Origin of the sequence: Paracoccus sp. ME4 (assembly GCF_046736325.1) — a bacterium.
Lineage (GTDB): Bacteria > Pseudomonadota > Alphaproteobacteria > Rhodobacterales > Rhodobacteraceae > Paracoccus.
In genome coordinates this window covers 277,501-301,145 of record NZ_CP151276.1, presented here as the reverse complement: position 1 = coordinate 301,145, position 23,645 = coordinate 277,501, and the positions used below count along the sequence as shown (strand labels likewise).

The window sequence follows — 23,645 nt, the reverse complement described above, 5'->3', positions numbered from 1 at the left end:
CAGCCACGCGCCCTTCCCTCGGCCATCGCCAGCCCATCCCCTTCCTGATGGAGCTTTCCGATGTCGCGCCCCTCCCTGGCCGCCCTGCTGATGGGCACCGCCCTTCTTCCCCTGTCCGCCGCCGCCCAGCCCATCCTGCTGGACGAGATCACCCTGACCGCCACCGCCGACCGCCCCGGCCAGATCGCCCCCAGCCCCGAGCAGATCGAGGATGCCCGCACCGGCAGCTTGGAGGATGTCTTCCGCGCCGAACCCAGTGTCAGCGTCAGCAGCGGCATCGCCATCGCGGAACGGGTCTTCGTCAACGGCATCGACGAACAGCAGCTGTCCGTGACCGTGGACGGCGCGGCGCAGAACAACCGCATGTTCCACCACACCGGCACCAACATGATCGATCCGGCCCTGCTGAAGGCCGCCCGCGTCGATCCGGGCGTGGCGCCCGCCGATGCGGGTTTCGCGGCCCTGGGCGGCAGCATCGCCTATGAGACCAAATCCGCGCTGGACCTCCTGGAGGACGGCCGCGACATGGGCGGCCGCGTGACCCTGGGCTATGGCGACAACGGCGGCACCGGCACGGCGGCGGTCACGCTGTTCGGGCGGCGCGGTCCGGTCGATGCGATGATCTATGCCAAGCGCGCGACCGGCGACGCCTATGAGGACGGCAACGGCCGCACCGTGCCCTTCACCGGCGCCGACCTGACCAGCCAGGCGCTGAAGCTGGGCGCGACCTTCGGCGACTGGCGGGCGGAGCTGGGCGCGATCCGATTCCAGGACGACGCGCTGCGCCCCTATCGCGCGAATTTCGGAGGCACGATCGGCGGGCGTCCGGTGCCCGAATCGCGCCGCTACGCGCTGGATCAGTCGACCCAGACCCTGACCATCCGCCGCACGGTGGCCGACGGCCTGCTGGACCCCGAGATCCGCATCGCCCGCAGCCGCAGCGAGCTGGACACGACCGACCTGCCGACCCCAGGCACCGTCCAGCCCGACTTCAACAACGGCGATGCCGACACGGTCAGCGTCGTGGTGCAGAACCGCATGCAGGTCGCGGGCTTCGAGGTCACGGCGGGCGTCGACAACTATCGCACCGCCGCGCGCTACGAGGGGCAGTTCCGGGGCATCGCGGCCGCCTTCCGCGAGGATCGCACGACCACCGGCGTCTTTGCGCAGGCGCGCGGCGCGGTGGGCGATCTGGATGTCAGTGGCGGCCTGCGCCACGACTTCAGCCGCTTCACCGGCGCGGGCGGGCAGGAGATCGACACCGAGGGCACCAGCGCCAATGTCGATGTCAGCTGGGCCGCGACCCCCGAGCTGACCTTCAACGGCGGCCTGTCCTCGGTCTTCGGCGGCACGCAGCTGGCCTCGGTCTACGAGCTGGACAGCCCGTTCCTGCTGGAGAGGGCCTATGACGCGCTGAACCCCACGCGGGCCCATAATGCGGTCCTGGGCGCCGAATGGCGGCGCGGCGGCACGACCCTCGGGGCCGAACTGTTCCGGACGCGCATCGACGACATCCGCAAGGGCCTCGTGTCGCGCGACCTGGAGAGCGAGGGCTTCCGCCTGTCGGCGCGCCAGGACTGGCAGGGCGGCTTTGCGGCGCTGCGCTACAGCGACACGGACGTGACGCTGGACGGCGCGCCGGCCTCCAGCTTCGATCTGCGCGAGCTGGGCACGGTGCCGGGCGGCATGCTGACGCTGGAGGCGCGGCACGAGGTCATGGCCGGGCTGTCGCTTGGCGGCATCGTGCAGCACGCGATCGAGGAGGACGGCCGCGGCGCGGATGTGGACAGCGACTGGCCCGGCTATACCGTGGTCGACGTCTTTGCCGAATACGAACCGGCCGGCCTGCGCAACGTGACCCTGCGCGCCGAGGTCAACAACCTGTTCGACCGCGCCTATGCCGACCGCGCGACCTACGGGGCGGATTTCACCTCGGTCGTGCAGCAGCTGGAGCCGGGTCGCAGCATCGCGCTGACCGCCGATCTGCGCTTCTGACCCCCGGACGGGGCCGGATGGCGCGGTCCCGCGCCATCCGACTGCGAAAACACGGTGGGAATCTCTCGTCATTCCGGAAAGTTGCGGCTACGTTCCTGTTCCGCCCCCATGGCGGTCCGCTGCAACGACGAAGACCCCACGATGACCCACGCCCTGACCCGCATTCTGGACGCCGCCCGCCGCAAGCTGCTGGAGACGGGAACCCGCAACCGGCTGATCCATGTCGACCGCGACGCGCGGCGCGCGAATGCGCTGAACATCATCCACGAACAGAGCGACGAGGTTTGGCGCCTGCTGCGCCTGCAGGGCAAGCGGATGCGGTTCCGCGCCATGGGCACCGACCGCCCAAGCACGGAGGGCGTGCTGCTGCTGGCCGCGCCCGGCGCGCACGGCCCCTCCGACAGCCAGCTGGAGACGCCGCTCGGCCCCGAGGCGCTGGCGCGGCGGCTGCTGCGCCTGGCCCATGACGCGCGCACCGCCGAGGAGGAGCAGGGGCTGAACGTCCTCTATCTGGCGATGGGGTTCCTGCGCTGGCGCGAGGCCCCCGGATCGCAGGTCCTGCGCGAGGCGCCGCTGATCCTGCTGCCGGTGCAGCTGGTCCGCAACGACCGCAGCTCGACCTTCGAGCTGATGGCGCGCGAGGACGACATCGCCGCCAACCTGCCCCTGCAGGAACGCCTGCGCCAGGATTTCGGCATCGCCCTGCCCGAGATTGACGAGGACGAGCACTGGACCCCCGGCGACTATCTGGCCCGCGTGGCCGAGGCCGTGTCGGGCCAGGCCGACTGGCAGGTGGATCGCGACGGGATGCAGCTGGGCTTCTTCTCCTTCGCCAAGCTCTTGATGCACCGCGACCTGGACCCGGCCAGCTGGCCGGAGGGCGCCTTCGAGGGGCATCCGCTGCTGGAGGGGCTGCTGTCGCAGGGATTCGCGGCCGACGCGCCGCTGTTCGGCGACCGCGACCGGCTGGACGACCGGCTGGACCCCGCGCAGATCATCCAGGTGATCGACGCCGACGCCTCGCAGACCCGCGTCATCGAGGAGGTGCGCGCCGGGGCCAGCCTGGTCGTGCAGGGCCCGCCCGGCACCGGCAAGTCGCAGACCATCACCAACATCATCGCCGCCGCCGCCCATGACGGCAGGACGGTGCTGTTCGTGGCCGAGAAGATGGCCGCGCTGAAGGTCGTCCACGACCGCCTGGCCCGCGCGGGCCTGCGCGACATCTGCCTGGAGCTGCATTCGCGCAGCGCCAACAAGAAGGCCCTGGCGCAGGAGCTGGGCCGCACGCTGATGGCGGGCGCGCAGCCGCTGCCCGCCGCGGCCGATCCCGCGCGCCTGCGCGAGACGCGCGACCGGCTGAACGCGGTCACGGCGATGCTGCACGACCCGCTGCCCCCGTCCGGGGAGGCGCCCTTCGCCGCGCTCTCCACCATCATCGGACTGATCGGCCAGGGCGCCCGACCGCCCGCGATCGCGCTGGACGGGCTGGAGGCCCTGGGCGCCGCCGACCGCGCCCGCGCGGCCGAGGCCGTGGAGCGTCTGGTCGCGGCGCGCGACCGCACCGGCCCGCCCGAGGACCATCCCTTCGCGGGCAGCCGCGCGCTGGACCTGCAGCCGACCGATCTGGCGCGGCTGGAGGACGACCTGCGCGCGGCGCAGGCGGCGCTGGCGGCGCTGCGCGACCGGCTGCACCCGGCCGTGGGCGCGGCCGCGACGACGCTGGATCAGGCGCAGGCGCAGGCCGCGCTGCTGCGCCATCTGGCCGCGGCGCCGCCGCGGGCCGCCGATTGGGCGGCGCCGCTGTTCGAGCCCGCCCGCGATCCGCGCCTGACCGAGGCGCTGGCTGCGGGCGCGGACTGGTCGCGCGCGCAGGCCGAGGCGCAGGCCCTGTTCCGGCCCGCGGCCTTCGAGACCGACCCCGCGCCCCTGCGCGAGGATCTGGCGGCGGGCTTGGGCGGGTTCCTGGGGCGGCTGTTCGGCCCCTATCGCACGGCCTCGGCGCGACTGGCCAGCCTGCTTGCGGGCGCCCTGCCCGGCGATGCGGCGGGCCGGGTGGCGCTGGCCGACCGGCTGATCGCGCTGCGCCACGCCCGCCAGCGGCTGGCCCGCGACGAGGCCTGGCTGGCCACGACCCTGGGTCCGGCCTTCCGCCATGAGGCCACCGATTTCGCGGCCATGGCCGATGTGGCCCGATGGCTGGGCGGGTTGCAGGCGACGGGCGCCCTGCCCGACGGCGCGGCGGTCGCGGCGGCGCTGGCCACGGTCCCGGACCCTGCCCCCCGCGCCGCGGCGTTGGAGGACGCGCTGGCCGCCGCGCGGGCGGCGCTGGCCCCCATCCGAACGCGCCTGGAGCTGGAGGAGCGGGCCGATCCCGAGGATCTGGCCGCCGTCCAGGCGCGACTGGCGCGCATGGCGGCGGCGCTGGCGCGCTATGCCGAATGGGCCGATCTGGCCCGTGCGGCGCAGGTCGCGCGCGATCTGGGCGCGGGGGCGGTCGTGGACGCGCTGGCGGCCGGCACGCTGGAGCCGGCCGATGCCGCCCGCGAATTCGCCTATGCCTGCGCCGAGGCGCGCTGGAACGCCGCCCGCCGCGCCCGCCCCGCCCTGAACGCGCTGCCGCATCTGGACCGGCACGACCTGGTCGGCCTGTTCCGCCAGCTGGAGACCGAGCGGATCGAGACCACCAAGACGCTGATCCTGTCGCGCCATTTCGACCAGCTGCCCCGCGGCACCCAGGGAGAGATGGGCCTGATCCGCGGCGAGATCGCGCGGCGACGCGCGCACCGCCCCATGCGCTGGCTGATGCGCAATGCCGGGCCGATGGTCCAGCGGATCAAGCCGGTGATGCTGATGAGCCCGATCTCGGTCGCGCAGTTCCTGCCGCCGGGCAGCGTGACGTTCGATCTGCTGGTCATCGACGAGGCCTCGCAGATCCGCCCCGAGGACGCCTTGGGCGTGATCGCCCGCGCGCGCCAGATCGTGGTGGTGGGCGATCAGAAGCAGCTGCCGCCGACCTCGTTCTTCGACCGGCTGGTCGATGACGCAGAGGATCAGGACGAGGCCGAGGAGGCCCCGCAGGGCGCCAATGTCGCCGACATGGAGAGCATCCTGTCGCTGTGCGAGGCGCGGGGCATGCGCTCGCGGATGCTGGAATGGCATTACCGGTCGCGCGATCCGTCGCTGATCCGGGTGTCGAATGCCGAATTCTATGGCGACCGGCTGGTGCTGCCGCCCTCGCCCCTGCAGCTGGACCCCGATTACGGGCTGAAGTTCCGCCCCGTCGCGGGGGCCTATGCCGCGCGCGGCAGCGGGCAGGGCCGCGTCGGCACCAACCGCATCGAGGCCGAGGCCGTGGTCGCCGCCATGGCCGAACATGCGCGCCGCTGGCCGGACCTGTCCCTGGGCGTGGTGGCCTTCTCCAAGGCGCAGGCCGACATGCTGACCGAGATCGCCGATGCCGCCCGCCGCCGCGACCCCGCGCTGGACGCGCTGTTGCGCGAGGGCCGGGCCGAGGATGTCTTCGTCAAGAACATCGAGAACGTGCAGGGCGACGAGCGGGACGTGATCCTGATCTCGGTCGGCTATGGCCCGTCGCAACCCGGCGGGCGGCTGGAGCGGATGCAGTTCGGCCCCGTCAACGGCGAGGGCGGAGAACGGCGGCTGAACGTGCTGTTCTCGCGCGCGCGGATCCGCTGCGAGGTCTTCGCCTCGTTCGATCCGGCCGACATCGACCCCGCGCGCAGCACGCGCGAGGGGCCGCGGGTGCTGAAGCGGTTCCTGGATTTCGCCAAGTCCGGCGTGATCGACGCGCCCGCCCCCACCGGCCTCGCCCCCGACAGCCCGTTCGAGGAGGACGTGGCCCGCGTCATCCGCGATCTGGGCTATCTGGCCGATCCGCAGGTCGGCAGCGGGGGTTTCCGCATCGACCTGGGCGTGCGCCATCCCGACCGTCCGGGGCAGTATCTGGCCGCGGTCGAATGCGACGGGGCCAGCTATCACGCGGCACTCTGGGCGCGCGAGCGCGACCGGCTGCGCCAGGACATCCTGGAGACCCTGGGCTGGCGGTTCCACCGCATCTGGAGCACCGACTGGTTCCACCGCCGCGAGGCGGAGATCGCGCGCCTGTCACGCGCACTGGATGCCGCCCGCGACGCGGCGCAGGGCGGCATCCGCCCGCGCGGCGCGAATGGCGCGCCCCCCGAACCCGACCTGCCCCCGGCACCGCAGGAGGAGGCCCCGGATCTGACGCATCTGTCGCTGCGGGCGGACCCTTATCGGCGCGCCGACCTGCCCCCGCAGGACGGGCCCGAGCCGCATGAGCGGCCCGTGGCGCAGCTGGCCGATCTGGTCTCCGCCGTCGTGGCCGTCGAGGGACCGGTCCATCTGGACGAGGTCGCCCGCCGCATCGCCGCCGCCCATGGCAAGACCCGCACCGGCAGCCGCATCGCGGAGGCCGTGGCGCGCGCGGCGGATATGGCGGTCGGCCGGGGCGGGATCGTCCGGCAGGGCACCTTCCTGATGACCGGGGAACAGGCCGCCGACCCGCCGCTGCGCGACCGCAGCCAGGAGACGGGCAGCCTGCTGAAGGCCGCCTGCCTGCCTCCGGCAGAGATCCTGGCCGCCGCGCGGCGCATCCGCACCGAAAGCGGCGCCGTCCCCCCCGAGGAGATGACCCGCGCCATCGCCCGGCTGCTGGGCTTTCAGCGCGTCGGCCCCGACCTGGCCGAGGTCCTGACGGCGGCGGTGCTGGAACCCGGCTGATCGCCGCCGCGGGACCTAGCCCTGCGCGTTCCCGTGGGCGTAGAGGTCCACCGATCGGTCCAGATGCGCCTGCATCGCGGCCACGGCGCCCTCCGCGTCGCGGGCGGCGATCAGGTCGGTGATGGCCGCGTGCTCCCGCAGGGTGATCTGTTCGTTGCCCGACCAGTGCAGCAGCACGCCGTGATACTGGAACAGCCAGCGCAGCATCGACTGGCTGGTCGCGACCAGGATCGGGTTCCCCGAGATCGCCGCGATGCGCGCATGGAACGCCATGTCCTGGGTGACGAAGCGCGGCGCATCGCCCAGACAGTCGCGCTGCGCCGCGATCAGGGCGCGCAGGTCGGCCACGTCGTCTTCGGTCGCGGTCTGGGCGGCCATGCGCACCAGCCCGCATTCGAACATCCGCCGCGCCTGCTTCAGGTGGTCCAGCTGGTCGGGTTCCGACGACAGCAGCATCCGCGCCACGTCGTCCACGCGGCTGAGGACGCTGTCCGCGCTCAGCGCGTTCACGCGGCTGCGTTCGCCGTGACTGATGGTGATCAGGCCCATGGTGTGCAGGTGCTGCAGCGCCTCGCGCACGGCGGGGCGGCCGGTGCCGAACCGCTCCATCAGGTCGCGTTCCGAGGGCAGCGGCGCGCCGGGCGGCAGTTCTCCGCTGGCGATCATGTCGCGCAGGCGGTCGAACACCTGGTCGGACAGCTTGCGCCGGACGATTCGGTCGGAAGGGTCGGTCGGTTGCATCATGCCCATGATGTAGGACGGCCCGCGCCCGCCTGCAAATCCGGCGCGTCGTCCTGATCCCAGCCCCAGGGCGCCAATCCCGCCCGCGCATCGGGCGTCAGGTTGGCGCGCAGGACGCGCCCGCCCAGATGCAGCCGCACCAGATCGCCCCCTTGCGCATCATGGACCGGCGCTCCGGCCAGCGCCGCCAGCGCGGCCACGACCCCCGCGACCGGGCGCGGACGGCCATCGGGCGCGAAGAGGCCGCGCGGGCCAAGCACCTCGGCCGGGGTCCAGACCGACAGGCCCGCAGGCGCGATGGCCGCGGCCAACCCGCAGGCCCAGGCCGCCGCGAAGCCGGTCTCCTGGCGCGGATCGTCATCGGTCATGCAGACGCGCCCGCGCCCCGGATTGGGGATGGTGCGGCTGCCATAGGGGTTGTGGCGCATGGCGATGGTCGACGGTCCCAGCCAGTAGTCCGCATCCCCCGCCAAGGCCCGCCCCGAGGCCAGGATATGCGGCACCGCCTCCAGCGCCTCGATCACCGACAGGTCGTCGGCGGCGTGCACGATGGGGCAGAGCCCATGCGTCACGACCGCCAGCCCCGGCGGCGGCGGCTTGCGGTTCAGTTCGGGAAAGAAGCTGGCCACGCCCCCGCCCACCGGATGCCCCGCGAAGGCCGCGCGCGCGGCGGCATGGACCTGCGCCAGGGGCGCGCAGGGCGGCCAGTCCGAGCCCGGCGGCGTCGATTGCCGGTCGGGCCGGGCATGGACCAGCACCGTGGCCGCGGCCAGCCCCGATGCCGCCAGCGCCGCGGCATGGCGGGCGAATTCCTCCTGCGGGTCGGCCTGGGGGTCGCAGAGCGCCAGCAGCTCCAGATCATAGGCCGGGCCGGGCAGCGCCGCCTGCAGCGCGGCGAAACCGCCCAAGTCGCGCGCGACATCGCCCGCGGCGTCCAGATGGCACAGCAGGCGCTGCGCCCCGATCGCGGCCAGGTCTTGCGGCGCGCGGGCCAGATGCGCCGCATCCGCCCCGGTCAGGGCCAGGGCCGTCTGTGGAAAGCGTGGGTCGGCCACGCGGTCCTCGGGGCCGGGGACCGGGGCCGTGGGCGCGGCCGGGGTCCAGCGGATGGTGACGGTCTGGGTGGTCTCGCCCTCCAGGCGATAGGGCCAGGGCCGCGCCAGGGGGCGGTTGTAGGTCTTGAAGGAGGCGTCACCCCATTGGCGCTGATCCTCCATCTCGAAGATGTCGCCGTCGAAGCGCCAGGCGACGCGCCAGCCGCCCGCCTGATGGGTCAGGCCGGTGATGTCCATGAAGGGCTGCCACGGCGCGATCAGCGTGGGAAAGCGCGCCTGCTCCGGCGGGCCGTCCGCGTGATCGACCGTGACCGGCGCCCCCGCGACCCCGGTGATCGGATGCAGCAGCGTGAAGCCGGTGCGGTTCGTCCAGACCTGCCCCCGCGCCCCGATCACCGCCCGCGCGGTCAGCCCGTCGGGCGTCAGATCGACCGTCAGCGCGGCGTGGACCGCCCCCGTGCCCATGTCGTACCGCGCCGTCCAGGCGATGCGCGACCCGTCCGGCCCGTCGGACAGGCGCAGATCGCAGATGTTGGGCGGGACGGTGCCCCAATCGCGGTCGCGGACCAGGAAGGACAGGCCGCGGATCGCCTCGACCCCGTCCAGATGCAGGTGGCGCAGGCGGTCACCCTCCAGCACCAGCCGCGCGGGCCCGCAGGAGAGCGTGCGCGTCACGGCCGGACCCGGCTGCCGTCGCGGGCCGAGGCATAGGCGGCCTCGACCAAGGCCAGCGTGGCCAGGTTGTCGCGCCCCGAGGTCTCGGGGCCCCGGCCCTCGCGCAGGCAGGCGACGAAGTCCTGCTGGATCAGCGCGACGCTTTCCTGGATGTTGTGCCAGGGCCGATCGGCCCAGGGCAGCAGCGGGGGCGAGACGTCGCGGACCTGCCGGTCGCCGCCGCGGTCGACGACCAGCCGGTATCCGGCCTCCAGCCGCAGCGTGCCCTCGGGGCCGTCGATCTCGATCAGGGTCTGGGGAAAGGTCTCGTTCCGCCGCGTCGCATAGGAGCAATCCACGACCGAGGTCACCCCGCCTGCGTGATCCATCAGGATCGTCGCCACGTCCTCGCCGCGGATCGCGGGGTTGATGCGCGCGGTGCTGGCCGACAGGCGATCCACCTCTCCGAAGAGGGCGCGGGCGATGTCCAGGATGTGGATGCCCAGATCCTGGATGATGAAGCGCGGATCGGTCGCCAGATAGGGCTGCCCCGAGAACACATCATAGCCCGACCGGAAGCTGACCCGCCCGAAGAAGGGCCGCCCCACCGCGCCCTCGCGCAGCGCGGCCAGCACGGCGCGGATCGGCGACTGCCAGCGGAAGTTCTCGTGCACCATCAGGGCGCGGCCCGCGCGCTCCATCGCCTCGACCATGGCGCGGGCATCCTCCAGCGTCTCGGCAAAGGGCTTCTGGCAGATGGCGTGCAGCCCGGCCTCGGCCGCCGCCATCACCAGCGGGCGATGAGAGGGGACGGTCGTGGCGATGTCGACCACGTCCAGATCCGCCTCGCGCATCATCCGCGCCGCGTCGTCAAAGCGCTGCGTGATGCCGAAGCGCACGCCCATCGCGGCCAGCCGGTCCGGGTCGCGGTCGCAGATCGCGGTGACGCAGGCCCCATCGGCATCGGCCCAGCCCTGCATCTGGTTCACCGCGAAGAAGCCGCAGCCGATCAGTCCGACCTTGATCATGGCATCATCCACCAGCCCAGCCCCAGGGAGATGGCCGGAACATAGGTGATCGCCGCCAGCATCACCAGAACCGTGGCGATGGGCCAGACCAGCGACCGGAACAGGGCCTGCACCGGAACCTTTGCCACGGCGGCCGCCGCGAAGAGGTTCACCCCAAGGGGCGGGGTGATCATGCCCAGCGCCAGGTTCACCACGATGACGATACCGAAATGCACCGGGTCGATGCCGAAGCTGATCGCCACCGGCGTCAGGATCGGGGCCAGCACCAGGATCGCGGCGCTGGTCTCGATGAACATGCCCACGACCAGCAAAAGCAGGTTGACGCCCAGAAGGAAGGTCAGCGCGCTGCCGAAATTCTCCTGGCTCCAGGTGCCGACGGCGCCGGGCAGGCCCGACAGGCTGATCAGGAAGCTGAACAGCGCCGCCGCCGAGATGATCAGCATGACCGCCCCGGACGACACCGCCGCCGCGCGGAAGATGCCCGGCAGGTCGGACCAGGACAGTTCGCGATAGACGAAGATCGACAGGATCAGCGCATAGATGACCGACACGGCGGCGGCCTCGGTCGGGGTGAAGACGCCGCCATAGATGCCGCCCACGATGATGATCGGCATCATCAGCGCCCCGAAGGCGCGGCGCGCGGCGGGCAGGATGGCCTGGCGGCCGTCGCCGTCCCGCTTGCCGTGGCCCTTCACGCGGCACCAGATCTGGACCATCACGACCAGCGCGGCGGCGATCATCAGCCCCGGCACCATGCCTGCCAGGAACAGCCGGGTGATCGAGGTCTCGGTCGAGACCGCATAGAGGATCATCGGCACCGAGGGCGGGATGATCACGCCCAGTTCGGCGGAGGACGCCTGGATCGCGCCCGCCATGCCCACCGGATAGCCGTGGCGCAGCATCGCCGGGATCAGGATCGAGCCGACCGCGAAGGTCGTGGCCACCGACGAGCCCGAGATGGCCGCGAACAGCATGCAGGTCAGCACGCAGCTGCTGGCCAGCCCGCCCTGGATGTTGCCGACCAAGGATTTCACCAGATCGACCAGCCGGGCCGAGATGCCGCCCTGGGTCATGATCGCGCCCGCCAGGATGAAGAACGGCACCGCCATCAGCGGAAAGCTGTCCAGCCCGGTGAACATCTTCTGGGGCACGACCAGCAGCGGCAGGTTCGAGAAGAAGTGGATCGCGATGATCGAGGCCAGCGCGATGGACACCGCCACCGGCACGGACAGCGCAAAGAGGCCCACCAGGCCTGCGGCAAGAGCGGTGTTCAAGGGCGTTCCCTTTCCTGTTCGACATGGCGCAGCAGCACGCCCGGAATGGCCATCAGCGCGCCCAGGGGGATCGCCGCATAGAACCAGCTCATCGAGGTGCCCAGCATCGCCACCCGCTGCGCCTGCACCCGCAGCGTCATGGACCAGCCCTGCCAGACCAGCACCGCCAGCAGGATCAGCGTCAGCAGCGTGACCAGCCGGATCACCCAGATCTGCGCGGGGCCGGGCAGCAGCCCGCGGATGAAGTCGATGGGGATCATCGCGCCAAGGCGGAAGCCCGCCGCCGCCGCCAGAAGCGTGGACCAGATGATCAGCCCGCGGGCCAGGATCTCGGACCAGCCGGCGGCATGGCCCAGGCCGAACCGCGTGACGACCTGAAAGAAGACCAGCCCCGTCGCCACCGCCAGCAGCAGCGCGGCCAGGTTGTGGGTCAGCCGGACGACGCCCTCGGCCAAGGCTTCGACATGTCTCATGATGGTGTCCCCGTTCGCGGGACGGGGCCGCGGACGGCCCCGCCGGACGCGCTATTCCTGCGCCGCGCGGATGCGCGCGATCAGCTCGGGCGCATAGCGGTCGGCGAACTCGTCATAGGCGGGCTGGACCGCGGCGGCGAAGGCGGCCTTGTCGATGCCGTCGATCACCTCCATCCCGTTCTCGCGCATCAGCGCGATGCCCGATTCCTCGTTCGCGGCGACGGTCTGGCGCGATGCGGCGGCGGCGGCCTGGGCGGCCTCCACGAACCAGCCCTGCTGCTCCTCGGTAAGGCCGTCCCAGTGGATGGCGGACATGGCCACCACGGCGGGCGAATAGACATGGCCCGTCAGGGTGATGTTGTCCTGGATCTCCCACATGTTGTTGGCGGTGACGATGGGGATGGGATTCTCCTGCCCGTCGATCGTGCCCTGCTGCAGCGAGGTCAGCACCTCGGTCCAGCTCATCGGCGTGGGGGCCGCCCCGGCGGCGCGGAAGGCCGCGATATGGACCTCGTTCTCCATCGTGCGCAGCTTCAGCCCGGCCAGGTCGGCCGGCTCGCGGATCGGACGGACCGAGTTGGTGATGTGCCGGAACCCGTTCTCGGCCCAGGCCAGGCCCACGATGCCGTGCGGCTGGAAGCTGGCCAGCAGCTCCTGTCCGATCTCTCCGTCCAGGACCGCGTGCGCGCTGGCGTAGTCGTCGAACAGGAACGGGAAATCCAGCGCATAGACCTCGGGGACGAAATTGCCGATGGGTCCGGTCGAGGAGATCGCCAGCTCGACCGTGCCGATCTGCATCCCCTCGATCACGTCGCGCTCGCCGCCCAGGGCGCCTGCCGGGCGCAGCGCGATTTCGAAGGCACCGTCCGAGCGTTCCGCGATGGTCTCGGCAAAGGCGCGCGCCGCGTCGCCGTAATGGCTGTCGGCGGGCGGGGTGAAGGCCAGGTTCATCACCTTGGCCTGGGCCAGCGCCGGTCCCGCGCCCAGCAGCATGGCCAGCATCGACGCGGCGGTCATCATCTTGGTCATCACAGGTCTCCTCCCTTGTGTTGGTGATCGCGGCGGACGCTCCCCCGCCCGCCGCGCGATGTCAGGTGATGCGGTGGATGCTGGCCTCGACCTCGTCCCAGTCGAAGACGCGCTTCCAGTCGTCGCGCATCAGCATCGGCTTGCCGAACTCGATCGCCTTGTTGCAGGCGTCCGAGAAGGCGCCCTCGCGCTCGTTGAACAGCACCGCGCCCAGGATGTTCATGTGGCCCAGCAGGAAGTCGCGGGCGCAGTCGTGGCTGACGCCGCTGCGCGCCACGCACTCGTCCAGCGCCTCGCGCATCACCGCCAGCAGCGAGGCGCAGACCGTCTCGGACAGGCCCGGCTCCAGCATGGCCATCTGCCTGACGGTCACCTCATGGCTGCGGGCGACGGGGGCATAGATCGCGCGGGCGATGCTGTCGCCCAGGGCGTAATGCTCGCGCGGGCCCTGCATCAGCGCGTTGACCACGCCCTGCTTGGCGGCGACGCCGCCGAAATGGTCGGCCCGGCCCTCGGGCGTGTCCTCGTCGTTCCAGATCGGCGGGTGGCAGGGATGGGTCACGAAATAGGTGATGTCGGCCCGCTCGGGCAGATGGCCCGCAAAGGGCGCGGCCGCGTCCAGCACCACGACCATCGTGCCCGGCGCCAGCTGCGGCACGACCGCGCCCGCGACCTTGCCGATCACCGTGTCCGGCACCGCCAGGATCACCACCTCGGCACCCGCCAGCGCCGCCTCCTGCGGGACGCAATCCAGCCCCGTCTCGGCCTTCAGCCGGGCCTGTCCGGCGGGGCTGACCTCGACATGGGCCACCTCGAAATCGGTCCGGGCCAGGTTCGTCGCCAGACGCACCCCCATCTTACCGCCCGCCCCCAGCAGCGCCACCTTGGTCATCTTGGTCTCCTCCGGCCTTCGGGAATCACTTGCCTAACTGGTATGATGAGGTGATAATTATTCCGTTACGTCAAGAGGGGATGCGAATGACCGATCTGCGGCTGGCCTGGCTGGGCGACGACTTCACCGGCGCGGCCGCGGTGATGGAGGTGCTGACCTTCGCCGGCCTGCCGTCGGTCCTGTTCACCGAACCGCCCACAGCGGCGCTCATGGCGCGGTTCGCGGATTGCGCGGCGGTGGGGCTGGCAACGACCGCCCGCGCGCAGGGACCGGCCTGGATGGCCGAACACCTGCCGCCGCTGCTTGCCGCGCTGGACGCGCTGCGGCCGCAGATTCTGCATTACAAGATATGCTCGACCTTCGATTCGGCGCCGCATCTGGGCTCGATCGGCGCGGCCATCGCGGCGGGGCTGTCGGTGCGCCCTTCGCGCGCCGTGCCCCTGCTGACCGCTGCCCCCGCCATGCGTCGCTATCAGGCCTTCGGGCATCTCTTCGCGGGCAGCCCGCAGGGGGTGTTCCGGCTGGACCGGCACCCGGTCATGGCCCATCACCCCGCGACGCCCATGGCCGAATCCGACCTGCTGGCCCATCTGGCCGGGCAGACCGACCTGCCCGGCGCGCTGATCGACCTGGAGGCGCTGGCCACGGACCCGCAGGCCCGGCTGGAGGAGGCACTGACCCAGGGCGCGCGCATCCTGTCCATCGACAGCATGGACCCGGCATCCGAGGCCGCGGCGGGCGCGCTGATCTGGCGGAACCGCGCGCGGATGGGCCTTGTCGCGGGCAGCCAGGGGGTCGAATACGCGCTGGTGCGCCACTGGCAGCAGACGGGCGCCCTGCCCGCGCCGCCCCCGCCCGCCTCGGCCGGGCGCGTGGCGCGGATCGCGGCGGTGTCGGGCTCGGTGTCGCCGGTGACGGCGGCGCAGCTGGACTGGGCCGGGCGGCACGGCTTTGCGCTGCTGCCCTTCGACGCGCGCGCCGCCTGCGGGTCCGAGGCCGATCTGGCGGCGGAGGTCGCGCGGCTGACCGCCGCCGCCTTGCGCGCCGCAAGCGACGGCGCCAGCCCGCTGATCCATTCGGCGGCGGGCCATGACGGCGCGCAAGTTGGCGCGTTCCGCAGCGCGCTGTCGGCCTCCGGCATGGCGCCCGAGACCGCCGCCCGGCGGATCGGAGAGGGGCTGGGCCGCATCCTGGACGGGGTGCTGCGCGGGTCGGGCATCCGCCGCGCGGTGATCTCGGGGGGCGACACCTCGGGGCACGCGATGCGGCAGCTGGGCCTGACGGCCCTGACCGCGCTGGCCCCCACCATCCCCGGCGCGGCGCTGTGCCGGGCGCATGGGGACGGCCCGCATGACGGGCTGGAGATCGCGTTGAAGGGCGGGCAGATGGGCTCGACCGACTATTTCGGCTGGATCCGCGACGGCGGCGGCCCCCGACATCAGGAGCAGCCATGATCCGCGTCACCTATCTGCTGGAGACCCCGGGCGACCCGCGCGCCATGGCCGAGAAGATCGCAGCCGACCAGTCCACCGGCACCTTCACCGAGCTGCCCGGAGAGACCGACGCCCTGCGCGCAAGCCACGCCGCGCGGGTGGAGGACGTGACCCTGCTGGAGCCCCTGCCCCAGCCCTCGCTGCCTGAGGGCGGGGGGCCGGTGCGGCGCGCCCGCGCGACCATCGCCTTTTCGCCCGACAGCATCGGCGGCGACTTCGCGGCGCTGCTGACGGTGACCACGGGCGGCCTCTTCGCGGCGCGCGGCCTGACCGGCATGCGGGTGCTGGACTTCGACCTGACGCCCGATTTCGCCGCGCATCCGGGGCCACAATTCGGCATCGAAGGTTCCCGCCGCCTGACCGGGGTCGCAGAAGGGCCGATCATCGCGTCGATCATCAAGCCCTCGCTTGGCCTGACCCCCGACCAGACGGCCGAGGTCGTGCGCACGCTGTGCGAGGCCGGCGTCGATTTCATCAAGGACGACGAAAAGATGATGTCGCCCGCCTATTCCCCCTTCGAGGCGCGGGTCGATGCCGTCATGGCGGTGATCCGCGATCACGAACAGCGGACGGGCAAGCGGGTGATGTATGCCTTCGGCCTGTCATCGGCGGACCCGGACGTGATGATGCGCCGCCACGATCACGTCGTGGCACGGGGCGGCAATGCGGCGGTGGTGAACATCAACTCGATCGGGCCGGGGGCGATGGCCTTCCTGCGGCGGCGGTCGGCGCTGTGCCTGCATGCGCATCGCAACGGGTGGGACGTGCTGACGCGCCATCCGGGCCTGGGCTTCGAGTTTCGCGCCTGGCAGAAGATCTGGCGCCTGCTGGGCGTCGATCAGTTCCAGATCAACGGCATCGGCGCGAAATACTGGGAGGGCGACGACAGCTTCGTGCGGTCCTTCGCGGACGTGACGACGCCGATCTTCTCGGAGGCGGACCGGGCGCTGCCGGTGGTCTGTTCGGGGCAATGGGGCGGTCAGGCCTTCGACACCTGGGCGCGGACGGGCGGCACGTCGGACCTGATGTATCTGGGCGGCGGCGGGATCCACGGCCATCCGAACGGGCCTGCCGCGGGGGTGCGCGCCATCCGCCATGCCTGGGCCGCGGCCGGCGCGGGCCTGACGCCGGCACAGGCCATGGCCGAATGCCCGGACCTGGCGGCCAGCTTTGCCCGATGGGGCACGGGCTGAGCGCCCGCGCCGCGCTCAGCGCCCCTTGGCGGGCGTGCCGGGCAGGTCGATGTTGATCTCCAGGCTGGACATCTTGTCGCCGCGCTCCATGCGGACGTCGACATCGTCGTCGCCGATGGGGACGTACTTGCGGATCGCGGCAACGATGTCGCGCTGCAGCATCGGCAGATAGTCGGCCTCGGCCGAGCCTCCGCCGCTGCGCTCATGCGCCAGCAGGATCTGCAGCCGGTCCTTGGCGGTCTGGGCGCTTTTCGGCGGGGCCTTGCGGCGGACGAAATCGAAGAGGCTCATGACGCCCGCCCGAACAGACGCTTCAGGATGCCCGGACGCGGCTCTCCGGGGATGCGCATCTCGACCGTCTCGCCGGTCAGGCGCGCGACCGCGTCCTCGTAGGCGCTGGCCGCCGCGGACGGGCCGTCCAGCGTCACCGGCGTGCCCACGTTCGACGCCTTGAGGATCGCCTTGCTTTCGGGGACGACGCCCAGAAGCGGCACGGCCAGGATCTCCAGCACGTCCTCCACGGTCATCATCTCGCCCTTCTCGACGCGCTCTTGGTCGAAGCGGGTGATCAGGACCTGCGCCTTGATCGGCTCGGCGCCGGGGGTCTCGGCGCGCTTGGTCTGGCTGCTCAGCAGGCCCAGGACCCGGTCGCTGTCGCGCACCGACGACACCTCGGGATTGGTCACGACCACGGCCTCGTCTGCGAAATGCATCGCCATCTGGGCGCCGTGCTCGATGCCCGCGGGGCTGTCGCAGATGATGTAGTCGAACTCGGTCTTCAGCTCGGTCAGGACCGTCTCGACGCCCGCCTTGGTCAGGGCGTCCTTGTCGCGGGTCTGCGAGGTCGGCAGGATCGACAGCGTCTCGACCCGCTTGTCCTTGATCAGCGCCTGCTTCAGCCGGGCGTCGCCCTGGATGACGTTGATGAAGTCGAACACCACCCGGCGCTCGCAGCCCATGGTCATGTCCAGGTTGCGCAGACCCACGTCGAAGTCGATGACCACGGTGCGGAAGCCCTTCTTGGCCAGCGCGGCCGAGATCGCCGCCGAGGAGGTCGTCTTGCCCACGCCGCCCTTGCCGGACGTGATCACGATGACCCGTCCCAAGGGGGGATTGGTCTTGGCTTCGGTCGTCATGCGATCACCTCCATGCAGAGTTTTTCATCCTTGAGATAGATATGCGCCGCCCGGTCCAGCGCGGCCGGGTCCAGCGTCTCGCTGGTCTGATAGAGGCCCGCGATGGCCACCAGCTCGGCGCTGAGCGTCTGGCAGAAGATGCGCGCCGTCTCGTCGCCGTGACAGCCCGCCAGCGCCCGGCCGCGCAGCGTGCCGTAGACGTGGATGCTGCCCGCGGCGACCAGCTCGGCCCCCGAGGCGACCGATCCGATGATCGTCAGATCGCCCTGCTCGGCCACGACGCGCTGGCCCGAGCGCACCGGCGCCTGGACGATCCGGTTCTGCGGCGGGGGCGCGACGTCGGCGGGCTGGGCAGCCGGGGCGCGCGCGGGGTCCGCGGGCCGCGGCAGCGGCGCATCGCGGCCGGTGGTGACCGGGATCAGGCCAAGCCCCTGCAGCTGCGCCTCGTCCATGTCGGCGGCGTTCTGGACGCCGAAGACCCGCAGGTCGCGCCGGCGCAGATCCTCGACCAGACCCGACAGCGCCTGCACGTCGCGCAGGGCCGGAGCCTGGGCCAGGTCCAGGACCATCGGCGCACCCGAGAAGAACTGCGGCGTGCGGCGCAGCTGGTCGTCCAGCTGGGCGTGGAACGCCTCACCGATCCCGTCGATGTCGATGCGCAGGACCAGCGCGGTCAGGAAACGGCCCCGCACCTGAAAGGCGGCCGTGGCAGCCGGCGCAGGATCGCGCCGGTTCCGGGCGTATCGGTCTGACACGTCGCGACTGTGCTCCTGCTCTCGAGGGGGTCGCGATTCGATGCCGCGCCGCCGCTGTTGTTCCCTTCCCTCTGTCACGAACGCGCGTCCAAGGGAAGAAACAGCGTGATAGGCCAGCGCGAACCTGCCGGCAAGGCGGACCCGCCCCCATCTACGGGGCGGGTCCGCGCCGGTCCGGTCAGAGCCGCGACTGCTGCTGCAGGGTGCGGACCTGTTCGGCGGTCAGATAGCGGCTTTCGGTCAGTCCGTTGTCGCCCTGCCAGCGCGCGATGGCGCTGCGCGTGGCGGCACCGAAGACGCCGTCGGCGCTGCCGCGCAGATAGCCCAGGTTGATCAGGCGGCGCTGGACGGCCACGCGCTCGTCCCGGGTCAGACCCAGAAGCGCCTCGTCCAGCTCGGCGGCACGGTTCTGGGTCGGCGCGGGCGTGCGGTCGCCGCCGGCATTGCGCAGCGTGCGGACCTGCGCCTCGGTGACATAGCCGGTGACGCGGGCGCCGCTGTCGCGCTGCCAGCTGCGGATCGCCTCGCGCGTGCCACTGCCGAACAGGCCGTCCGCGCCCCGCGGATCATAGCCGAGGGCGATCAGGTCGCGCTGGATCTGCACCCGCTGGCTGCGGGTCAGGCGCAGGTTAAGCTCCGCCTGCGCGGCCGAGGTCGCACCGTCGCCCGTGGCCGGGGTGGTCGCGGGGGTTTCGGCGCTGGTCAGCAGCTGCCGGACCTGGTTCGCGTTCAGATAGCCGCGTCCCGGCAGGTCGCGGGCGTCCTGCCATGCGGCGATGGCGCGGCGCGTGCCCGAACCGAAATCGCCGTCGATCCCCGAGCGGTAGAAGCCCAGGGAGGACAGCCGCCGCTGGATCGCCATGCGGTCGCTTCGCGACAGGCCCAGCTGCGCCTCGGCCCGCGCGGCCGTGCTGTCGGTCACGACGGGGGCCGTCCCTTGGTTGCCTTGGCCCGCCTGCCCGTTCAGACGCTGGCGCGCCTCGCGGGCGAATTGCCCGTTCGGATAGGCGTCCAGATACTGGCGGTAGGCCGCGGCCGAGCCGTTCTCGACGACCCCCTGCCACAGCGAGGTCTCCTGCGCGGCCTGCTGCTGTTCCAGCAGCGTCCGCGCGATGGTGCCGACCACATCCCCCAGTTCGGAATTGGCCATCGCCGGTCCGGTCAGGGCCATCGTGCCCGCGACCATCGTCGAAATGCAAAAGCGTCGCATCGTTCTGTCCTTTCTGCGCGTGACGGATCGTCCTGCCTGGCATCCGGGCATTCATGCCCGACAGAACGTCCCGTCGGACGATACGATCCAGGGTGTTAGCGGAAATTCCGCCCGAGGTCCCGAGGAACCGTGCGGATAAAGCAGATGTGTGAATTGGGTCGTTCTTCCGTTTGCGAGGGATCAGCTGACGTTGGCCCCACCTTTTATCAGCGTTTGCGCACCTGCGGGTTTGAGTTTTGGTGGGTCGAGCAACTGGGTCTGGCGCGGAGCTTTGCGGGTTGGGCTGCATCGGACCCCGGTGCTGGTCGAAGGTCCGGGCGAACTCGGCAGGCGTCTGCCAACCGGGGCTGGAGTGCGGGCGTTTGGTGTTTCAATCCTTGCGCCAAGCCGCGAGCCTATCACGGGCGGGGTTCGAGTCTCGTTCAACAGCGCGTTGTGCAGACGGCCATTGAAGCTCTCGATGAAGGCGCTCCGGGTCGGCCTGCCCGGCGCGATGCGGCGCCAGTCGATCCTGAGGTCGTCGGCAAAGGTCAGGATCGCGTTCGAGGTGAGCTTGGTGCCATTGTCGCTGACCACGGTTCCGGGCCTTCCGCAGGCCCCGAACAACGTCGCCAACTCCCGCGTGACCCTTGCGCCGGACAGGGACGTGTCGGCGATCGGGGCCAGGCATTCCCGCATGCAATCGTCGACCGCGCTCGGCACGCAGAAGCGGCGGACATAGGCCAGCCGGTCGGACACGACGTCGCGCGGCCAGCGCTGGTCCGGCGTCAGCGGAAAGCGCCAGCGGGGCTCGTGTCCCTGTCGCCCGCTTGTGGCCGGCGCGGCGACGGACATGCAGCCGTTCCTCGCGATGGATGCGGAACAGGCGCTTGCGGTTCATCTCATAACCCTCACCGCGCAGGAAGGCAGGCAGACGCCGATAGCCGAGACCTGCGGCGCACCCGCGCCGGGTCCTTCAGGCGCTCGCGCAGCACGGAGTCATCCCGCAGGATCGCCTCATGGGCCGCATGGTCATCCGGCAAGAGGCGGTACTAGCCTGCAACGCCGCGTGTAAACTCGGGAGCTGCACCGAGCGGCAGTCCATCCGCCGGGCTGTTCTGGAGGAGGCGGTCCTGGACCTGCTGCGGGACTGTCTGATGCAGCCCGACGCGGTGGCCGCCTTCCTCACCAGCATGACGCGCGAGATGAACGCACGGCGGGGCGCCGAAGCCAGCCAGCGCCAGCGCCTGGAAGCGGAGCGGGCTGCGCTCTGCCGCAAGCTGGACGGTCTTTACGACACCATCGCGGAAGGCCTGCGGACGCCGGGCCTGAAGGAGAAGCTGGAGGCGCTGGAGGCCCGCAAGGCGCAGCTGGAGCGAACACTCTCGGCCCCGGCACCGTGCCGGTGCGGCTGCATCCGAACATGGCGGAGCTTTATCGCCGCAAGGTCGGAGATCTCACGCGCACGCTGGAGGATCCGGGCCTACATGTCCCGGCGCTGGAGAGCGTCCGGACGCTGATCAGCCACGTGACGGTCCGGCGCGAGTCCCAAGAGATACGCTGGAGCTGGATGGCGCGTTTGGAGCCATGGTCGGCTTGGCGCAGGGTGGAACGACAAGAAGCCCGCTTGGAAGCGGGCTGGATGCGAGTTCGGTTGATTTGGTTGCGGGGGCAGGATTTGAACCTGCGGCCTTCAGGTTATGAGCCTGACGAGCTACCGGGCTGCTCTACCCCGCGCCATATGTGTCCTGATCGGGTTTGTTATCGTTTCGGAGAGATATGCGTTTCTTTCCAGGTCTGGCGGTGACCTACTCTCCCACGTCTTGAGACGCAGTACCATCGGCGCAGCGGCACTTAACGGCCGAGTTCGGGATGGGATCGGGTGTTTTGCTCGCGCTAGGGCCACCAGACCAGGAAAGAAACGCTCAGCGTCGGACCCCTTGCGGGATCTGATATTGTCCAAGGATGCTTTGGAGGAAGCGGGGGTAATCCTGCTTCTTCCGGATCAAATCAAGCCTATCGAGCCATTAGTACCGGTCAACTGAATGCATTGCTGCACTTACATCTCCGGCCTATCGACGTGGTGGTCTTCCACGGCTCTCAAGGGAGACCTTGTTTTGAGGGGGGCTTCACGCTTAGATGCCTTCAGCGTTTATCCTGTCCGTTCATAGCTACCCAGCACTGCCGTTGGCACGACAACTGGTCCACCAGTGGAACGTTCACCCCGGTCCTCTCGTACTAGGGGCAACTCCTCTCAAGTCTCCAACACCCACGGCAGATAGGGACCGAACTGTCTCACGACGTTCTAAACCCAGCTCACGTACCTCTTTAAATGGCGAACAGCCATACCCTTGGGACCTGCTCCAGCCCCAGGATGAGATGAGCCGACATCGAGGTGCCAAACGATGCCGTCGATATGGACTCTTGGGCATCATCAGCCTGTTATCCCCAGCGTACCTTTTATCCGTTGAGCGATGGCCCTTCCACTCGGGACCACCGGATCACTATGGCCGACTTTCGTCTCTGCTCGACTTGTCAGTCTTGCAGTCAGGCTGGCTTCTGCCATTGCACTCAACGACCGATTTCCGACCGGTCTGAGCCAACCTTCGCGCGCCTCCGTTACTGTTTGGGAGGCGACCGCCCCAGTCAAACTACCCACCACGCAGGGTCCCGGACCCGGATAACGGGCCGCGGTTAGACATCAAGAGTGCGAAGGGCGGTATCTCAAGGATGGCTCCACGAGGACTAGCGTCCCCGCTTCAAAGCCTACCGCCTATCCTGCACATCGCAATCCTGATGCCAGTGCGAAGTTGTAGTAAAGGTGCATGGGGTCTTTCCGTCTAACCGCGGGAAGTCTGCATCTTCACAGACAATTCAATTTCGCTGAGTCCACATTTGAGACAGCGGGGAAGTCGTTACGCCATTCGTGCAGGTCGGAACTTACCCGACAAGGAATTTCGCTACCTTAGGACCGTTATAGTTACGGCCGCCGTTTACCGGGGCTTCAATTCAATGCTTGCACATCTCCTTTTAACCTTCCGGCACCGGGCAGGCGTCAGACCCTATACGTCGTCTTACGACTTCGCAGAGCCCTGTGTTTTTAGTAAACAGTCGCCACCCCCTGGTTTGTGCCCCCGGCCTCTGCTTGCGCAAAAACCGGGCCTCCTTCTCGCGAACTTACGGAGGTATTTTGCCGAGTTCCTTAAATGTGGTTCTCTCAAGCGCCTTGGTATTCTCTACCAGTCCACCTGTGTCGGTTTCGGGTACGGTCTTGTGGAGGGCTATTTCCAGGGACCCCTGAGCAGCCCGATCAATCCGTTAAGATCGAACTACCTTTGGGATCCGTCACCATCTCCTGGCCCAGGAATATTAACCTGGTTCCCATCGACTACGCCTTTCGGCCTCGCCTTAGGGGCCGGCTTACCCTGCTCAGATTAGCTTTAAGCAGGAACCCTTGGACTTTCGGCGACAGGGTCTCTCACCCTGTTTGTCGCTACTCATGTCAACATTCTCACTTCTGATCACTCCACCGGTTGCCTCACGGCCCGGCTTCACAGTCAGAACATTGCCTCCGTAGACCATTGCTGGGCTAAAGAGGCAGCGTTCTATATCACAGAACGCTCCGCTACCACGCACCCTAAGGTGCATCCAAAGCTTCGGCTCGTGGCTTGAGCCCCGTTACATCTTCGCCGCAAGACCTCTTGATTAGACCAGTGAGCTGTTACGCTATCTTTAAAGGATGGCTGCTTCTAAGCCAACCTCCTGGTTGTTTTGGAAGTCTCACATGCTTTCCCACTTAGCCACGAATTGGGGGCCTTAGCTGTTGGTCAGGGTTGTTTCCCTCTCCACGACGGACGTTAGCACCCGCCGTGTGTCTCCCGGATAGTTCTCCTGGGTATTCGGAGTTTGCTTAGACTCAGTAAGGCTGTGGGCCCCCATCATCCATGCAGTGCTCTACCCCCCAGGGAATACGTCCG

The 23,645-nt window shown here is 69.9% G+C and carries 17 protein-coding genes, 1 tRNA gene and 2 rRNA genes (1 of these 20 running past the window's edge); 5 read left to right on the top strand and 15 right to left on the bottom strand.

Features of this window, described 5'->3' with window-relative positions; translation table 11 throughout:
• The first annotated feature begins 60 nt into the window (after nt 1-60).
• Both AACG61_RS01450 and AACG61_RS01445 read left to right on the top strand, forming a co-directional pair.
• Nucleotides 61-1,995, top strand: coding sequence for a TonB-dependent receptor domain-containing protein (locus tag AACG61_RS01450; protein ID WP_411838255.1), 1,935 nt, complete (start codon nt 61-63; stop codon nt 1,993-1,995).
• Nucleotides 1,996-2,136: 141 nt separating this feature from the next.
• The gene (locus AACG61_RS01445; protein WP_411838254.1) at nt 2,137-6,756 is read left to right on the top strand and encodes a DUF3320 domain-containing protein; all 4,620 of its coding nucleotides are present in this window, start codon (nt 2,137-2,139) and stop codon (nt 6,754-6,756) included.
• Nucleotides 6,757-6,771: 15 nt separating this feature from the next.
• On the opposite strand, the gene AACG61_RS01440 is transcribed toward AACG61_RS01445, so the two are convergent.
• The 7 genes from AACG61_RS01440 to AACG61_RS01410 all read right to left on the bottom strand — a co-directional run bounded on the left by AACG61_RS01440 (nt 6,772) and on the right by AACG61_RS01410 (nt 13,902).
• Entirely contained in the window at nt 6,772-7,500 is a 729-nt protein-coding gene (locus AACG61_RS01440) for a transcriptional regulator NanR (RefSeq protein ID WP_411838253.1), read from the bottom strand.
• Nucleotides 7,497-9,227 (bottom strand): hypothetical protein, encoded by a 1,731-nt coding sequence (locus AACG61_RS01435; protein ID WP_411838252.1) that lies wholly within the window; start codon nt 9,225-9,227, stop codon nt 7,497-7,499. Before AACG61_RS01435 ends, AACG61_RS01440 begins: the two co-directional genes overlap by 4 nt.
• On the bottom strand, nt 9,224-10,234 hold the full coding sequence (locus AACG61_RS01430) for a Gfo/Idh/MocA family protein (protein ID WP_411838251.1): 1,011 nt from the start codon (nt 10,232-10,234) through the stop codon (nt 9,224-9,226). Before AACG61_RS01430 ends, AACG61_RS01435 begins: the two co-directional genes overlap by 4 nt.
• Complete coding sequence (locus tag AACG61_RS01425) at nt 10,231-11,508, bottom strand: TRAP transporter large permease (RefSeq protein WP_411838250.1); 1,278 nt, start codon at nt 11,506-11,508, stop codon at nt 10,231-10,233. Before AACG61_RS01425 ends, AACG61_RS01430 begins: the two co-directional genes overlap by 4 nt.
• Nucleotides 11,505-11,981, bottom strand: a complete 477-nt coding sequence (locus AACG61_RS01420) for a TRAP transporter small permease (RefSeq protein WP_411838249.1) — start codon at nt 11,979-11,981, stop codon at nt 11,505-11,507. Before AACG61_RS01420 ends, AACG61_RS01425 begins: the two co-directional genes overlap by 4 nt.
• Before the next feature lie 51 nt (nt 11,982-12,032).
• Nucleotides 12,033-13,010: a TRAP transporter substrate-binding protein gene (locus tag AACG61_RS01415; protein WP_411838248.1), complete on the bottom strand. Its 978-nt coding sequence runs from the start codon at nt 13,008-13,010 to the stop codon at nt 12,033-12,035.
• Nucleotides 13,011-13,071: 61 nt separating this feature from the next.
• Nucleotides 13,072-13,902 (bottom strand): phosphogluconate dehydrogenase C-terminal domain-containing protein, encoded by an 831-nt coding sequence (locus AACG61_RS01410; protein ID WP_411838247.1) that lies wholly within the window; start codon nt 13,900-13,902, stop codon nt 13,072-13,074.
• 86 nt (nt 13,903-13,988) lie between these two features.
• On the opposite strand from AACG61_RS01410, the gene AACG61_RS01405 reads away from it, so the two are divergent.
• Both AACG61_RS01405 and oiaX read left to right on the top strand, forming a co-directional pair.
• Nucleotides 13,989-15,356, top strand: a complete 1,368-nt coding sequence (locus AACG61_RS01405; RefSeq protein WP_411838246.1) for a four-carbon acid sugar kinase family protein — start codon at nt 13,989-13,991, stop codon at nt 15,354-15,356.
• Nucleotides 15,353-16,588 (top strand): 3-oxo-isoapionate-4-phosphate decarboxylase OiaX, encoded by a 1,236-nt coding sequence (gene oiaX / locus AACG61_RS01400; RefSeq protein ID WP_411838245.1) that lies wholly within the window; start codon nt 15,353-15,355, stop codon nt 16,586-16,588. Before AACG61_RS01405 ends, oiaX begins: the two co-directional genes overlap by 4 nt.
• 15 nt (nt 16,589-16,603) lie before the next feature.
• On the opposite strand, the gene minE is transcribed toward oiaX, so the two are convergent.
• The 5 genes from minE to AACG61_RS01375 form a co-directional block, all read right to left on the bottom strand.
• Complete coding sequence (gene minE, locus AACG61_RS01395) at nt 16,604-16,879, bottom strand: cell division topological specificity factor MinE (RefSeq protein WP_411838244.1); 276 nt, start codon at nt 16,877-16,879, stop codon at nt 16,604-16,606.
• The gene (minD, locus tag AACG61_RS01390; RefSeq protein WP_411839432.1) at nt 16,876-17,694 is read right to left on the bottom strand and encodes a septum site-determining protein MinD; all 819 of its coding nucleotides are present in this window, start codon (nt 17,692-17,694) and stop codon (nt 16,876-16,878) included. Before minD ends, minE begins: the two co-directional genes overlap by 4 nt.
• Before the next feature lie 26 nt (nt 17,695-17,720).
• The gene (minC, locus tag AACG61_RS01385; RefSeq protein WP_411838243.1) at nt 17,721-18,416 is read right to left on the bottom strand and encodes a septum site-determining protein MinC; all 696 of its coding nucleotides are present in this window, start codon (nt 18,414-18,416) and stop codon (nt 17,721-17,723) included.
• A 241-nt stretch (nt 18,417-18,657) separates the two neighbouring features.
• Nucleotides 18,658-19,689: a peptidoglycan-binding domain-containing protein gene (locus AACG61_RS01380; RefSeq protein ID WP_411838242.1), complete on the bottom strand. Its 1,032-nt coding sequence runs from the start codon at nt 19,687-19,689 to the stop codon at nt 18,658-18,660.
• 180 nt (nt 19,690-19,869) lie between these two features.
• The gene (locus tag AACG61_RS01375; RefSeq protein ID WP_411838241.1) at nt 19,870-20,523 is read right to left on the bottom strand and encodes a DDE-type integrase/transposase/recombinase; all 654 of its coding nucleotides are present in this window, start codon (nt 20,521-20,523) and stop codon (nt 19,870-19,872) included.
• Between the two features lie 173 nt (nt 20,524-20,696).
• Here AACG61_RS01375 and AACG61_RS01370 point away from each other — a divergent pair, with 173 nt between their 5' ends.
• Nucleotides 20,697-21,188 carry a hypothetical protein gene (locus tag AACG61_RS01370; protein WP_411838240.1) on the top strand — a complete coding sequence of 164 codons (492 nt, stop codon included), beginning with the start codon at nt 20,697-20,699 and terminating at the stop codon, nt 21,186-21,188.
• Between the two features lie 140 nt (nt 21,189-21,328).
• Here AACG61_RS01370 and AACG61_RS01365 read toward each other — a convergent pair.
• The 3 genes from AACG61_RS01365 to AACG61_RS01355 all read right to left on the bottom strand — a co-directional run.
• Nucleotides 21,329-21,405 (bottom strand) — tRNA-Met (locus AACG61_RS01365).
• Between the two features lie 58 nt (nt 21,406-21,463).
• A 5S ribosomal RNA gene (gene rrf, locus AACG61_RS01360) occupies nt 21,464-21,578 on the bottom strand.
• Between the two features lie 96 nt (nt 21,579-21,674).
• Nucleotides 21,675-23,645 (bottom strand): 23S ribosomal RNA (locus AACG61_RS01355); it runs 862 nt beyond the window's last position.